Source organism: Streptomyces sp. NPDC048473 (assembly GCF_043200155.1).
In the GTDB taxonomy this organism is placed as follows: Bacteria; Actinomycetota; Actinomycetes; order Streptomycetales; family Streptomycetaceae; genus Streptomyces.
In genome coordinates this window covers 112,226-125,146 of record NZ_JBICXE010000001.1, presented here as the reverse complement: position 1 = coordinate 125,146, position 12,921 = coordinate 112,226, and the positions used below count along the sequence as shown (strand labels likewise).

The following is a 12,921-nucleotide window of genomic DNA, read 5'->3' as shown; positions in this document are numbered from 1 at the left end:
TCGAGAAGGACCCCACGATGACCACGCGACCCACCGCCCTCCCGATCGTCCTCGCGGGCGCCCGCGGCCACGGCCGCTGGCACCTCGCCAATATCCGCCGCCTCCAGCGCCAGGGCCTCGTCCGCCTCGTCGGCATCTGCGAACCGACCCCGCTGACCGACGACGAGCTCGAAGGTTTCGCCGGTGAACCGCCCGAGCAGTCAGCCGACTTCGGGGCACTCCTCGACTCCACCGGAGCCCGCGCCGCAGTCGTCTGCACTCCCATCCAGACCCACACCGAACTGGCGCTGACCGCCGCCGCCCGCTCCGTCCACCTCCTGCTGGAGAAACCGCCGGCGGCGACGTACGCCGACTTCGCGCGCATGAGCGACGGCGTCCGGGCGGCCGGTATCGCCTGCCAGATCGGCTTCCAGTCCTTCGGCTCGCATGCCGTGCCCGCCGTCCGGGAACTCGTACGCTCCGGAGCCATCGGCACGCTCCGGGGCATCGGCGCCGCGGGCGCCTGGGTCCGCGACGACGCGTACTACCGGCGTGCGCCCTGGGCCGGCCGGCGCAGGATCGGCACCGTCGACGTCGTGGACGGCGTCCTCACCAACCCCCTCGCCCACGCCGTCGCCACCGCACTCGAACTCGCCGACCGCGGGGAGGCCGGGGACGTCGCGTCCATCGAGACCGAGCTGTTTCGCGTCCATGACATCGAGGCCGACGACACCTCGTGCGTCCGCATCACCACCACGGACGGGCTGCCCGTCACCGCCGCCGTCACCCTCTGCGCCGAACAGGCCGGGGAGCCGTACGTCATCGTCCACGGCGACCGCGGCCGGATCACCTTCTGGTACAAGCAGGACCGGGTGCTCGTCCAGCGCGCCGGACACGGACCGGAGGAGACCGTGCACGGGCGCACCGACCTCCTGCACAACCTCGTCGAACACCTTGCCGGGCGCGCCGAACTCCTCGTACCGCCGCACCGCACCGGCGCGTTCATGCGGGTCGTCGAAGCCGTACGGACCGCCCCGGAGCCCGTCGCCCTGCCCTCCGACGCCTGGCACACCGAACCCGCGACGGTTTCCGCCGGAGCCCGCCGGGTGGTTCGCGGCATCGACGCCACGGTCGCCGCGGGCGCCGACACCCTCACGCTCTTCTCCGAACTCGGCGTCCCCTGGGCGCAACCCAGCGAGGTGAGTACCCCGTGACCACCGCACTCCTCAGCTGCGCCGGGCGCCCCGTGGCCCGCTACACCTGCCCGGCCGCGCCCGAGGGCCGCCCATACCTCCACCCGGTCACCACACTCGGAGGCGTCCCGGTCACCGAGGAGCGCCCGGCCGACCACCTCCACCACCTCGGCGCCTCGGTCGCCGTCCCGGACGTCGCCGGGCACAACTTCTGGGGCGGCCGCACCTTCGTCCGCGACCGGGGCCCCATCGCACTCGACAACCACGGGGCCCAGCGCCACCTCGGCTGGAAGCTCCGCGACCCCGACGGCTTCGTCGAGGAGCTGAGCTGGGAGGCGGACGGCACCGAGCTGCTGCGCGAGCACCGCACCGTCGCCACCACCGAACTCTCCGACACCGCCTGGGCGTTGGACCTCTCCTTCTCGCTCACCAACCCCAACGCCGCCGGTCTCTCGATCGGCAGCCCCGCCACCAACGGCCGCCCCGGCGCCGGATACGGCGGCTTCTTCTGGCGCGCCCCGAAGGAACTGTCCGCGCCCGCCGTGTTCAGCGGGTGCGAGGACGGCGAGGAGGCCGTGCACGGCCGGGCCGCCGACTGGGTGGCCATGACCGGCGACGGCTGGACCCTGGTCTTCGCCGGGGCGACCGAGGAGACCCGGCGCGACCCGTGGTTCGTCCGGACCGCCGAGTACCCGGGCGTCGGCTCCTCGCTCGCCGCCGCGCACCGGCTGCCGGTCCCGGCAGGTGCCACCGTCGTACGACGGGTCGTCACCGTCGTCGCGGACGGCCGGCTCGACCGGGCGACGGCAGCCGCGTACGTACGCCGGGCGGTGACCGCATGAGCCGCCCCTGGACCGCCGACGCGGGCGACGGCACGTACCGCAATCCGGTCCTGAACGCCGACTGGTCCGACCCCGACGTCGTCCGGGTCGGCGACGACTACTACCTCACCGCGTCCAGCTTCGGCCGGGTCCCCGGACTGCCGCTGCTGCACTCCCGCGACCTGGTCAACTGGACCCTCATCGGCCACGCCCTGGACCGCCTGGAACCGGCCGCCGACTTCTCCGTACCGCGCCACGACTGCGGGGTGTGGGCGCCGTCCATCCGGTACCGCGGCGGCCGGTTCTGGATCTTCTGGGGCGACCCCGACCACGGCATCCAGCAGATCCACGCCGAGTCGATCCGCGGCCCGTGGAGCACCCCGCACCTGGTCAAGGCGGGAAAGGGGCTGATCGACCCCTGCCCGCTGTGGGACGAGGAGACCGGCGAGGCCTACCTCGTACACGCCTGGGCGAAGTCCCGCTCCGGCGTCAAGAACCGGATCACCGGCCACCGGATGAGCCCCGACGGACGGGAACTGCTCGACGAGGGCACGACCCTGATCGACGCCGACCGCATCCCCGGCTGGTTCACCCTCGAAGGCCCCAAGCTCCACCGGCACGACGGCGAGTTCTGGATCTTCGCCCCGGCCGGGGGAGTGGAGACCGGCTGGCAGGGCGCCTTCCGGTCCCGTGACTTTTTCGGACCGTACGAGGAACGCGTCGTCCTCGCCCGGGGCAGCACCACCGTCAACGGTCCGCACCAGGGCGGCTGGGTCCGCACCCCGGCGGGCGAGGACTGGTTCCTGCACTTCCAGGAACGCGGGGCGTACGGGCGGGTGGTTCACCTCCAGCCGATGCGCTGGGGTGCGGACGGCTGGCCGGTCCTCGGTGACGAGGGCGAACCCGTTTCCGTACACCCCAAGCCCGCCGCACCCGCCCAGCCCGTCGAAGCCCCGGCGGCCGGTGACGCTTTCCCCGGCGGGCGGTACGGCAGGCAGTGGCAGTGGACGGCGAACCCGCGGCCCGGCTGGACGGTCGAGCACGCCGGGGACGGGCTGCGGCTCGCCTGCGTACGGACCGCGTACGCGCACGATCTGCGGGCACTGCCCAATGTCCTCGTACAGCGGCTGCCCGCCGAGGCGTTCACCGTCGAGGTCGATGTGGCGCTCGGCAGCGAGGAGCCGGGGGCGAAGGCGGGGCTCGTCGTGCTGGGGGACGCGTTCAGCTGGATCGGCCTCGAACGGGACGAGGACGACGGGGTACGACTCGTGCACCGGTACGCGGAGGCGGTCGCCGAACACGAACGCGACGCCGAACACAGCCGCCCCGCCCCCGAAGGACGCGCCCGGCTCCGGATCGAGGTCACGCAGGGCGCCCGCTGCCGCTTCTCCGCCGACACCGGCGACGGGGACGGATTCCGGCCCTCCGGGCTGCCGTTCGCCGCAACGCCCTGGCGCTGGGTGGGCGCCCTGCTCGGCCTTTTCGCCACCGCGCCGAGCGGTACGGGACCGGCAGGGACGGCCGGCTTCACCCGCTTCCGCGCCACCGCCTGACCGCACCAGAGAACCAAGAGAACCAAGAGAACCAAGAGAACCAAGAGAACCCGAAGAACCCACGGACACCGAGAGAGACGAGCCGACCATGAACATCTCGAAGACGCAGCGCAGACGTGCCGCAGCAGCCGTGTCCATCGCGGCGGTGCTGGCCCTGACCGCCACCGCCTGCGGTGACGACGGAAGCAGCAGCGGGGACGAAGGCAGCGGAAAGGGCGAGATCACCTTCTGGGACAACAACGGCGGTCCGCGCACCGCCGTCTGGACCGAGATCATCAAGGACTTCGAGAAGAAGAACCCGGACATCAAGGTCAAGTACGTCCCGATCCCGATCGCGGACGTCCAGTCCAAGTACGACACCGCGATAGCGGGCGGCGGCCTGCCGGACGTCGGGGGCGTCGGCACCGCCTATCTCTCCAACATCGTCGCCCAGGACGCCCTGGAACCGGTCGGTGACCGCATCAAGGACTCCTCCCTGAACGGCAAGCTCGTCGAGGGCATGGTCGCGAGCGTCAAGGACGCGGGCGGCCGGGGCGACGAGATGTACACCGTGCCGACCTCCGCGAACAACGGCGCGCTCTGGTACCGCACCGACCTCTTCAAGGCGGCGGGCCTCGACGCCCCCACCACCTGGGCCGACTTCTACAAGGCGGCCGACAAGCTCACCGATACCAAGAACAACAAGTTCGGCTTCACCATCCGCGGCGGTGCCGGCTCCATCGCCCCGGCCATCGACGCGGCATACGGGCAGTCCGGCATCACGGGGTTCTGGAACGGCGACAGGACAACGCTGAACGATCCCAAGAACGTCGCCGCGCTGGAGAAGTACGCCGCCCTCTACAAGAAGACGACGCCCGCCGCCGACGTCAACAACGACTTCACCAAGATGGTCGCCCAGTGGGACTCCGGCACCATCGGCATGCTCAGCCACAACCTCGGCTCCTACCAGGACCATCTGAAGGCGCTGGGCAAGGACGAGTTCGCCGGTATCCCGAACCCGATCGGTGACAGCGGCACCCGCGTCCAGGTCTCCAACCCCGTCGACGGGCTCGGGCTGTTCAAGTCCAGCAAGAACAAGACGGCGGCCTGGAAGTTCATCGAGTTCGCCGCCTCCCACGAGTCGAACAGCAAGTGGAACGAGTCGGCCGGCGCGATCCCCGCCAACACCGACGCCGCCAAGGACCCGTGGATCAGCGCCGCCGCGCCGACCGAGCTCGCCGCGAAGTCCCTGACCGACGGATCCACCAAGATCGTGCAGCTGCCGTACTACCTGCCCGACTGGAACAACATCAGCAAGGCCGACAACGAGCCGGAGTTCCAGAAGGTGCTGCTCGGCAAGACCACCGCGAAGGCATTCCTGGACAAGATGGCCGACGAGCTGAACAAGGCCCAGGCGGAGTGGAAGCAGCAGAGCAAGAGCTGATCCGGCCGGCCGGCCGTCACGTCACGGCCGGCACCCCGGTGACCGGGGTGCCGGCGGCGGCGCCGGTGAGCGCCAGCGCGGCGGTCAGGGAGGCGTACCTGCGGCGGCGCCCGTGGTGATGCGGGAGTGCGGCTCGTTCCTTCATCTCGGTGTCCCGTTCAAGTAGGGGGTGAGAGAGTGTCGCGCTCTCTGGTCGCCACCGCCCGAGGAAGGGTTGCCGGGTTCCGCGGAAAGTTTCAGGCCGGTGCGATTCCGGCTAGTGCGAAGAGCCGAAGTCGTCGCCCACGGCGGCCTGTTGACCCGTCGTACGGACCGCGCGCGCCGTCACGTCGTCACCGCTCGCATCCCGGTCGCCCTCCGCGTGGTTGTACTGGCCGGCGAACGTGTGCGTACCGGCCGGCACCGTCCGCCCCGGCTTCAGCGTCCAGCGGTAGACGAGGAAACCGCCCTTCTCCTTCGCCGATGCGGTGAAGTCCTCTTCCGGCAACGAGCGCCACGAACCAGTGGTGTTCACGCCGCCGGTGAGCGCGATCCGCAGCTCGACGGTGAGGGCGGAGAGCGGCTGCCGCGTCTTCAGCGTCACATTGCTCTGTGCCCAGTACGCGTTGCTGTGCGGATCGACGGCGCCGTCGATCCGGAGCGGCCCGTCCTGCGCGGGCAGCGCGACTCCTTCGGCCGGCGGCTTCGGCACCGACGTGGGCGGATCGGACGCCGGAGTGGTGGAGGCGGGCGGGCCCGCCACCTGCCTGCCGCCGTCGCCCCCGCCGCCCGCCGTGGTGACCGCGTACGCACCCACGGCCAGCACCGCGCAGACCGCCGCCGTCGCCCCGGCGACCCGCAGCCACAACGCCGCACCGCGCGGAGGCCGCGGAGAACGGGCGGAGGGCGGGTCCGCCATCCCGCGCTCGATCCGGGACAGCATCCGTTCCCGGTCGGGGCGGTGCGCCCCGGCCGCCGTGCGCAGCCGTCCTCGCAACTCGTCGTCCATCACTGCCTTCCTCCGCTGCGCTGCGCCGCGACGGCCACCTGTACCTGCGCGGCGGGCGTATCGGGGCCGAGCAGCCGCTGCAGCTCCGCGACGGCGCGTGAGGTCTGGCTCTTCACCGTGCCCACCGAGATCCCGAGCACCAGCGAGGTGTCCCGCTCCGACAGGTCGAAGGCGTGCCGCAGCACCACGCACGCCCGCTTGCGGAACGGCAGCCTGCGCAGCGCCCCCTGGACGTCGACGACCGTCGGCACATCGGGATCGTCGACCGCGTACCCGTCCCCGGCCCCGCGCGGCGCCCAGAACAGGGCGATCCTGCGCCGCTCGCGCACCGCGCTGCGGATCCGGCTGCGGGCGAGGTTGGTGACGACGCCGCGCGCGTACGCGACGGGATGGTCGGCTTCCTTGACCCGGTCCCAGCGGTGCCAGAGAGCCAGCAGCGCGTCGGCCGCCAGATCGTCCGCGGCGTCGGCCTCACCGGTGAGCAGATGGGCGAGCCGGGCGAGCTCGGCGTAATGGGCCTCGAAGAACTCATGGAACTCGGCGGCAGCGGCATCGTCGACGACTGTGCCCACGGGGACCTCTCTCTGCACTCGAATCCCTGCACGCGCGGTGTCGCGTTGTGTACGTTCCCCGGCACCACCCGCGGGGCGCGGGCGGGGCACGAGCGTACCGGCGTACCCCGGAAGCGCTTCGACGCGGGTGCGGCTTCCTGCTGATGGCGCAGGTCCGGCACATCGACCGGGAGCGCTACGAGATCGCCATCCCGGCGTTCCTCACGATCGCCGTGATGCCGTTCACGTACTCCATCACCAACGGCATCGGGGCGGGCTTCCTCGCGTACGTCGTCATCAAGGCCGTTCTCGGCAGGGCACGCGAGGTGCACTGGCTGCTCCGGGGCGCCTCGGCGCTGTTCGCCGTGTACTTCGCGATCGATCCGATCGAGCAGTTGCTCGGCGTGAAGCAGCCGCGGTGGCGAGCGTGCCGGGGGCGGGCGACGCGGAGGTCATGGGCCGGATCCCGACAGCCGGACCTGACCTCGGCGCCTGCCCTCCTCACCCCCTCCTCACCCCTTGAGCGCCGCCTTCATCATCTTCTGGGCGATCGGCGCCGCCAGACCGTTGCCGCTGACCTCCGAGCGGGCCGCGCCCGAGTCCTCGACGATCACCGCCACCGCGACCTCCTTGCCGCTGGAGTTGTCCTTCGCGTACGAGGTGAACCAGGCGTACGGGGTTTTGCTGTTGCCCACGCCGTTCTGCGCGGTACCCGTCTTGCCGCCCACCTCGGCCCCGTCGATCCGGGCGTTGGTGCCGGTGCCGTCTTCGACGACGGTCACCATCGCGCTGCGCAGCTGCTCGGCGGTGGACTGCGAGACGACCCGCTTCGTGTCCCCGTCCGCGAAGTCCTCAAGCGTGTTGCCCTTGGAGTCCGTCACCTCGGACACCATGTGCGGTGCGGCCAGTTCGCCACCGTTGGCGAGGGTGGCCGAGACCATGGCTATCTGCAGCGGCGTCGCGGTGACCTCGAACTGGCCGATACCCGTCAGCGCCGTCTGCGGCTTGTCCATGCCGGACGGGTAGATGCTCGGGGCGGCCCGTACCGGCACATCGAGCTTCTCGGTGTTGAAGCCGAACTTCTCCGCCATTGTCCTGACCTTGTCCTGGCCGAGGTCGGCGGCGACCTTCGCGAAGACGTTGTTGCAGGAGTACTGGAGCGCGGTGCGCAGCGTGGCGTTCTCGCAGGGGGCCGAGGGGTTCTCGTTGGTCAGGACGGTGCTGGTGCCCGGCAGGGTGTACGGATTGGGGCTGTCCGTGCGCTCGTCTACGGAGCCGTACAGCCCGTTCTCCAGCGCTGCTGACGCCACCACCAGCTTGAACGTCGAACCGGGCGCCAGCGGCTGCCGCAGCGCACGGTTGACCAGCGGCTTGTTCTCGTCGTCGAGCAGCTTCTTCCAGGCCTCGCCGTCCGCCGTCCCGCTGATCGTCGACGGGTCGTACGAAGGGGTGGAGACCATGCCGAGGATCTGACCGGTCTTCGGGTCGATCGCGACCGCCGCACCCTTGTCGTCGCCGAGCGCCTCGTACGCGGCCTTCTGCACATCCGGGTCGATCGTCGTCAGGACGTTGCCGGGGGACGCCTGCTTGCCCGTCACCACGTCCATCGGGCTCTTCAGCCGGTCGTCGGTGCCGTCCAGCACATGGCTGTAGATCCCTTCGATCTGCGTGGCGCCGTACGCCTGCGAGCTGTAGCCGGTGACGGCCGAGTAGAGCTCGCCCTGCGTATACGTGCGCTTGTACGCGAGGTCGCTGCCCTCCGTCCTCTTCGATCCGGTGACCGGGTTCCCGGCCACGATGATGTCGCCGAGCGGCTGCGCGTACTGCGCGATGGTGTTCCGCCGGTTGTGTTCGTTGTCTGCGAGCGCCTTTGCCTGGTACGCCTGCACCCAGGTCGCCCGCACCAGCAGGGCGAGGACCAGCAGCAGGCAGAAGACCGAGGCGTGCCTGATCGTTTTGTTCATCCCAGTGAGGGACGAGCGGGGCGCCGCGCGGCGTTCCCGGTTGTGCCGCTTCTCACCGATTCCTCATGATCGGCCGGGGGCGATGAACCCCGACTCGTACGCCGCGATCACCGCCTGGGTGCGGTCCCGCACGCCGGTCTTCGCGAGCACCGCCGCCACGTGCGTCTTCACCGTCGACGCCCCCACCCGCAACCGCCCGGCGATCTCCGCATTGGTCAGCCCCGCCGCCATCAGCCGCAGCACCTCCGCCTCCCGGTCGGTGAGCCGGGCCACCCACGGCGGCGGGACGGACGCCTGCCGGCTCGCGTACTCGGCGGCGAGTGTCCGTACCGCCGACGGGAACAGCAGCGAGTCGCTGCGCGCGACCAGCCGCACCGCCTGTACGAGGTCCTCGGCCGCCGCGCGCTTCAGCAGAAAGCCCGCGGCTCCGGCGACGAGCGCGTCGTACACATAGGAGTCGTTCTCGAAGGTGGTGACGACGACGATCCGCGGCGGATCGCCGAGCGTGCCGAGGATCCGCTCGATGGCGCGGATGCCGTCGATCTCTGGCATCCGTACGTCCATCAGCACCACATCGGGCCGTAGCTCGCGCACCACGGAGACGGCCTCGGCGCCGGTCGCCGCCTCGCCGACGACCTCCAGATCGGGTTCGGCGTCCAGGATGACGCGCAGCGCCGTACGCACCATGCGCTCGTCGTCGGCGAGGACCACCCGGACCGTCGCGCTCATCGGTTCTCCTGCCCGGGGGTACGCAGGGGGAGCCGGGCGGACAGCCGCCACACGCCGTCCTCGTCGTGCGGTCCGGCTTCCGTGCGGCCGCCCAGCAGTACGGTCCGCTCGGCGATGCCGCGCAGGCCGCGGCCGGGCCGTACCACCGGCGGTCGCTCGGGCAGCGGATTGTCCATGGCGATCTCCAGCTCCTCCCCGTGCACCGCGATCCGCAGCTCCACCGGCGCACCGTGCCCGCCGTGCCGCAGCGCGTTGCTCAGGCCCTCCTGCACGATCCGGTACGCCTCCCTCGACACGGCGGCCGGGACCGTGCCGGGGTCGCCCTGCACGGCACAGGAGACGGGCACCCCGCAGCGCTCCAGCAGTCCGTCCAGGGCGTCGAGCGCCGGGCCGGTCGCCGCGGACGCCCCGTGCTCCTCGCCGCTGCGCAACAGGCCGAGTACGGAGTCGAGTTCGCCGACTGTGCGCCGGGTGGTCTCCTCGATCGCGGTCAGTGCCTCGCGGACGAACTCCGGGTCGCTGTCCAGGACTCTGCGGGCCGCGCCCGCCTGGAGGGTGACGGCGCTCAGCGCATGGCCGACCGAGTCGTGCAGCTCCCGGGCGAGCCGGTTGCGCACCGCCAGATCGGCCGCCCGGCGTTCGGCCGCGGCCAGCCGGTCCTCCGGCGTCGGGCCCAGCAGCGCCGGCGCCCGGCCGGCCAGCAGCGCCCCGGCCAGTGCCGCGCAGCCGGCCATCGCCACCAGTATCGCGAGCCCGGCGAAGGGGACCAGGGCGAGAATCCAGGGCCGGTCCATCGCCTCGGGCAGACCGAAGGTCGGGGAGTCGCGCATCGCCTCGGAGAACGGCAGCACCATGATGGTCACCGCGAGCGGCGGCATCATCAGCGTCGAGCCGCTGATGATGCCGCCGAGCGCGAGATGCAGGGTGTACCAGCCGGCCGTGCGCGCTCGCGCCTGCCGAGTCCTGGCGGGCCCGTCGGCGAGCGGCCGGTCGCCGGGGATGCCGCACAGCGCACGGGCCGCGGCCACCGAGAGCTGCCGGGCCGGTGAGAAGAGCGCGGTGACCGCGGCCATCGGCAGGGCATAGGCGAACGCGGTGAACTGGTGGGAGAGGGACGAGAAGAGGTCGGTGCCCGGGTGGAACCAACCGACGATCACCAGTGCCGCGAGGAAGTACGGCATCAGCAGCGCGCCGCCGATGATCAGGTGCAGCCAGCGCAGCCGGGCCCGCCGCCCGAACAGCAGCGTCACGCGCGGGCGCCGGAGAGCCGTGCGGCCGACGCCGTCCCGGGGGAGCCGGGCAGCCGGACGGGCACGACGGCCGCGCGTTCCGAGAAGAAGTACCCGCCGAGGGTGACCACCAGCGCTCCGAGCAACATCTGGACACCGTAGGTCAACATCATTGCGGGCGTGGCCTGTTCGGAGAGGTTCCCGGCCGCGGTCAGTGAGGCGAGGCTCATCCACCCTCCCCAGCAGGCCGAGGCCGCGGAGCCGCCCCAGGCCAGGGCGAGCGGCACGGCGAGGGGGAGCGCGGAGCGGCGGCGGAAGGCGAGCAGCAGCACACCGGTGGCGGCGGCGACGGCGAAGAGGGTGTTGAGCGTTTCCATGACGTAGAAGACGTTGTTCCGGTCCGCGATCCTGCCCTCGTCGAGCCCCGCGGTCGAGCCGGTGGCCCACACCAGATGCATGACGGCCGGTGCGAGTGCGAGCAGCGAGGCGATGGCCGCGGTGGTCCGCAGGGCGGGCCCGGTCGGGCTCGGCGGAAGATCCCTCAGCGCGCCCTTCCACAGATGGCCCCAGCGGTCCCGGGTGTACAGCGCGAAGAGGGCGCCGAGGGCGAGGCCCTGGAGGATGAAACCGCCGTAGACGACGCCGAAGACCCACCCGTCCAGGAAGGAGGGCTCGCCGCTCCCGGTGCCGGTGCCGTCTCCGCGGGCCAGGCCGACCACCAGCTGCAACGGGTACCCGGTCATGATCGGCAGCAGCAGCCCGGACGCCACCCACATGGGCAGGGCGAGCAGCCAGGTGGGCACCCGCCGTCCCCATGCCTGGGTGAGCAGCAGGGCGATGACCACGACGGCGCTGTCCATCAGGATCGTGATGCCGTTGGCGACGATCATCGTGGTGCGGTGGTCGAGCAGCGGGCTGCCGTCCGGGATGCCGATGCGACTGCCGAAGATCCAGGCGGCCTTGAGCGCGATGTACGGCAGTGTGGAGGCGATCGCGAGGGTACGGAGCGCGATGCGGGTGTCCGGCCGCCGTGTGGCGGCGGACGGAGCGAGCGGGGTCTGTGTCATGACCCCCACACTTCCGTGCGGCCCGCGTCGGCACGTCCTGCCCCGCGACGATCCGTCTCCGCCGCACGGCGGAGACGGACCGCCGTCCGGTCATCCCGGCAGCGTGAACAGCAGCTCGTCGGTGTCCTCGTCGCGGGCGTGCGAGAACCCGTGGTCCTTGCCGGTGACGGTGAACCCGCACTTCTCCAGCACCCGGCGCGAACCGTTGTTGTCGGCCGCGGCCCGTGCGTGCAGCGGGCGCTCCGGTACGACGTCGAGCAGCGCGCGCAGCGCGGCCGTCGCGAGCCCGCGGCCCCAGTGCGCCCTGTCGATCCAGTAGGTGACCTGGCGGTCGTCCGGCGGCCCGTACGCCCCGGCGTTGCCGACCACCGTGCCGTCCACGACCACCGTCCGCATCACGATGGAGCCGTCGGCCAGGATCCGTCGCCAGTGGGCGTCGAACGCGTGCCGGTCGGTGGGGTCCTCGCTGGTGAAGGCGGCCGTCCTGACCGACTCCGGGTCGGACATGAACGCGAAGAACAAGGACAGATCGCTGTCGCGCACCTCGCGCAGGGCAACCCGCATGATCAGAGCCTCCGGGTGGCCAGCGTCAGCCGGTCCCGTGCGTCGAACAACGCGTCCTTCACCATCTGCTCGTGCGCGGGCGTGAGCCTGGCGACCGGCACCGAGCAGCTGATGGCGTCGCGGGCGGGGGTGCGGTACGGGATGGCTACGCCGAAGCAGCGCAGCCCGAGGGTGTTCTCCTCGCGGTCCACCGCGTACCCCTGCTCGCGGATGAGGTGCAGCTCCTCGATGAGCTTCTCGCGGTCGGTGATGGTGTGCTCGGTCAGTGCGGGCAGCGTCTCCGGGAGCATCTTGCGGACCTGCTCGTCGCTGTGCGTGGAGAGCAGCGCCTTGCCGAGCGAGGTGGAGTGGGCGGGCAGCCGGCGGCCGACGCGGGTGAAGGGGCGCAGATAGTGCTGGGACTGCCGGGTGGCGAGGTACACCACGTTCGTCCCGTCGAGGCGGGCCAGGTGAATGGTCTCCGTCGTGTCGTCGGAGAGCCGGTCCAGGGTCGGGCGGGCGGCCGCGACGACCTCGTCTCCGTCGATGTACGAGGTGCCGACCAGCAGGGCCCGTACGCCGATCCCGTACCGCGTGCCCGTCGCGTCGGTCTCCACCCAGCCCAGCTCCACCAGCGTGCGCAGCAGCATGTAGAGGCTGGACTTCGGATAGCCGACGGCCTCCTGCACCGCCGCGAGCGAGTGCATGCCGGGCCGCCCGGCGAAGTATTCGAGCAGTTCCACCGTCCGCACCGCGGACTTGACCTGTGCCCCACCAGACTCGGCAACCGACATCGCCCTACGCCCCTTCCAGCCCACTTACGAAACCCTGCGACTTCTTGCCAACACTGAACGCCCGGAAATAGAGTCGCTTCATATTCA

General features: G+C 71.4%; 13 protein-coding genes and 1 pseudogene. 5 read left to right on the top strand and 9 right to left on the bottom strand.

Annotated features, from left to right (window positions below; translation table 11 throughout):
• Positions 1–17: 17 nt before the first annotated feature.
• The 4 genes from ACGFU7_RS00615 (at position 18) to ACGFU7_RS00600 (ending at position 4,969) form a co-directional block, all read left to right on the top strand.
• On the top strand, positions 18–1,193 hold the full coding sequence (locus tag ACGFU7_RS00615; protein WP_393690876.1) for a Gfo/Idh/MocA family protein: 1,176 nt from the start codon (positions 18–20) through the stop codon (positions 1,191–1,193).
• Positions 1,190–2,014: a PmoA family protein gene (locus ACGFU7_RS00610; protein ID WP_393690874.1), complete on the top strand. Its 825-nt coding sequence runs from the start codon at positions 1,190–1,192 to the stop codon at positions 2,012–2,014. The genes ACGFU7_RS00615 and ACGFU7_RS00610 overlap by 4 nt, the downstream gene beginning before the upstream one ends.
• Positions 2,011–3,546, top strand: coding sequence for a glycoside hydrolase 43 family protein (locus ACGFU7_RS00605; protein WP_393690872.1), 1,536 nt, complete (start codon positions 2,011–2,013; stop codon positions 3,544–3,546). The genes ACGFU7_RS00610 and ACGFU7_RS00605 overlap by 4 nt, the downstream gene beginning before the upstream one ends.
• 88 nt (positions 3,547–3,634) lie before the next feature.
• On the top strand, positions 3,635–4,969 hold the full coding sequence (locus ACGFU7_RS00600; RefSeq protein WP_393690870.1) for an ABC transporter substrate-binding protein: 1,335 nt from the start codon (positions 3,635–3,637) through the stop codon (positions 4,967–4,969).
• A 16-nt stretch (positions 4,970–4,985) separates the two neighbouring features.
• Here ACGFU7_RS00600 and ACGFU7_RS00595 read toward each other — a convergent pair whose 3' ends face one another.
• The 3 genes from ACGFU7_RS00595 to ACGFU7_RS00585 form a co-directional block, all read right to left on the bottom strand.
• Positions 4,986–5,114 carry a hypothetical protein gene (locus ACGFU7_RS00595; protein ID WP_393690868.1) on the bottom strand — a complete coding sequence of 43 codons (129 nt, stop codon included), beginning with the start codon at positions 5,112–5,114 and terminating at the stop codon, positions 4,986–4,988.
• A gap of 111 nt (positions 5,115–5,225) precedes the next feature.
• Positions 5,226–5,957 carry a hypothetical protein gene (locus tag ACGFU7_RS00590; protein ID WP_393690866.1) on the bottom strand — a complete coding sequence of 244 codons (732 nt, stop codon included), beginning with the start codon at positions 5,955–5,957 and terminating at the stop codon, positions 5,226–5,228.
• Positions 5,957–6,529, bottom strand: a complete 573-nt coding sequence (locus tag ACGFU7_RS00585; protein ID WP_393690864.1) for a SigE family RNA polymerase sigma factor — start codon at positions 6,527–6,529, stop codon at positions 5,957–5,959. Before ACGFU7_RS00585 ends, ACGFU7_RS00590 begins: the two co-directional genes overlap by 1 nt.
• A gap of 131 nt (positions 6,530–6,660) precedes the next feature.
• Between ACGFU7_RS00585 and ACGFU7_RS00580 the strand changes: the two are divergent.
• A pseudogene (locus tag ACGFU7_RS00580) lies at positions 6,661–6,918 on the top strand (NCS2 family permease); the annotation flags it as partial.
• A 102-nt stretch (positions 6,919–7,020) separates the two neighbouring features.
• Here the strand turns inward: ACGFU7_RS00580 and ACGFU7_RS00575 are convergent.
• The 6 genes from ACGFU7_RS00575 to ACGFU7_RS00550 all read right to left on the bottom strand — a co-directional run bounded on the left by ACGFU7_RS00575 (position 7,021) and on the right by ACGFU7_RS00550 (position 12,834).
• Positions 7,021–8,472, bottom strand: coding sequence for a peptidoglycan D,D-transpeptidase FtsI family protein (locus tag ACGFU7_RS00575; protein WP_393690862.1), 1,452 nt, complete (start codon positions 8,470–8,472; stop codon positions 7,021–7,023).
• Positions 8,473–8,535: 63 nt separating this feature from the next.
• A complete protein-coding gene (locus ACGFU7_RS00570) occupies positions 8,536–9,201 on the bottom strand; it encodes a response regulator (protein ID WP_393690860.1) in 666 nt (221 codons plus the stop codon).
• A complete protein-coding gene (locus ACGFU7_RS00565; protein ID WP_393690858.1) occupies positions 9,198–10,451 on the bottom strand; it encodes a sensor histidine kinase in 1,254 nt (417 codons plus the stop codon). Before ACGFU7_RS00565 ends, ACGFU7_RS00570 begins: the two co-directional genes overlap by 4 nt.
• Positions 10,448–11,497: a hypothetical protein gene (locus ACGFU7_RS00560; RefSeq protein ID WP_393690856.1), complete on the bottom strand. Its 1,050-nt coding sequence runs from the start codon at positions 11,495–11,497 to the stop codon at positions 10,448–10,450. Before ACGFU7_RS00560 ends, ACGFU7_RS00565 begins: the two co-directional genes overlap by 4 nt.
• A gap of 90 nt (positions 11,498–11,587) precedes the next feature.
• Positions 11,588–12,061: a GNAT family N-acetyltransferase gene (locus tag ACGFU7_RS00555; protein WP_393690854.1), complete on the bottom strand. Its 474-nt coding sequence runs from the start codon at positions 12,059–12,061 to the stop codon at positions 11,588–11,590.
• 2 nt (positions 12,062–12,063) lie between these two features.
• Positions 12,064–12,834 carry an IclR family transcriptional regulator gene (locus tag ACGFU7_RS00550; protein WP_393690852.1) on the bottom strand — a complete coding sequence of 257 codons (771 nt, stop codon included), beginning with the start codon at positions 12,832–12,834 and terminating at the stop codon, positions 12,064–12,066.
• Positions 12,835–12,921 lie beyond the last annotated feature (87 nt).

Bases quoted from the DNA above. Each gene is read 5' to 3' on its own strand.
- ACGFU7_RS00555 (WP_393690854.1), bottom strand. From the start codon at position 12,061: ATGCGGGTTGCCCTGCGCGAGGTGCGCGACAGCGATCTGTCCTTGTTC.
- ACGFU7_RS00570 (WP_393690860.1), bottom strand. From the start codon at position 9,201: ATGAGCGCGACGGTCCGGGTGGTCCTCGCCGACGACGAGCGCATGGTG.
- ACGFU7_RS00600 (WP_393690870.1), top strand. From the start codon at position 3,635: ATGAACATCTCGAAGACGCAGCGCAGACGTGCCGCAGCAGCCGTGTCC.
- ACGFU7_RS00590 (WP_393690866.1), bottom strand. From the start codon at position 5,957: ATGGACGACGAGTTGCGAGGACGGCTGCGCACGGCGGCCGGGGCGCAC.
- ACGFU7_RS00595 (WP_393690868.1), bottom strand. From the start codon at position 5,114: ATGAAGGAACGAGCCGCACTCCCGCATCACCACGGGCGCCGCCGCAGG.
- ACGFU7_RS00615 (WP_393690876.1), top strand. From the start codon at position 18: ATGACCACGCGACCCACCGCCCTCCCGATCGTCCTCGCGGGCGCCCGC.
- ACGFU7_RS00550 (WP_393690852.1), bottom strand. From the start codon at position 12,834: ATGTCGGTTGCCGAGTCTGGTGGGGCACAGGTCAAGTCCGCGGTGCGG.
- ACGFU7_RS00560 (WP_393690856.1), bottom strand. From the start codon at position 11,497: ATGACACAGACCCCGCTCGCTCCGTCCGCCGCCACACGGCGGCCGGAC.
- ACGFU7_RS00575 (WP_393690862.1), bottom strand. From the start codon at position 8,472: ATGAACAAAACGATCAGGCACGCCTCGGTCTTCTGCCTGCTGCTGGTC.
- ACGFU7_RS00605 (WP_393690872.1), top strand. From the start codon at position 2,011: ATGAGCCGCCCCTGGACCGCCGACGCGGGCGACGGCACGTACCGCAAT.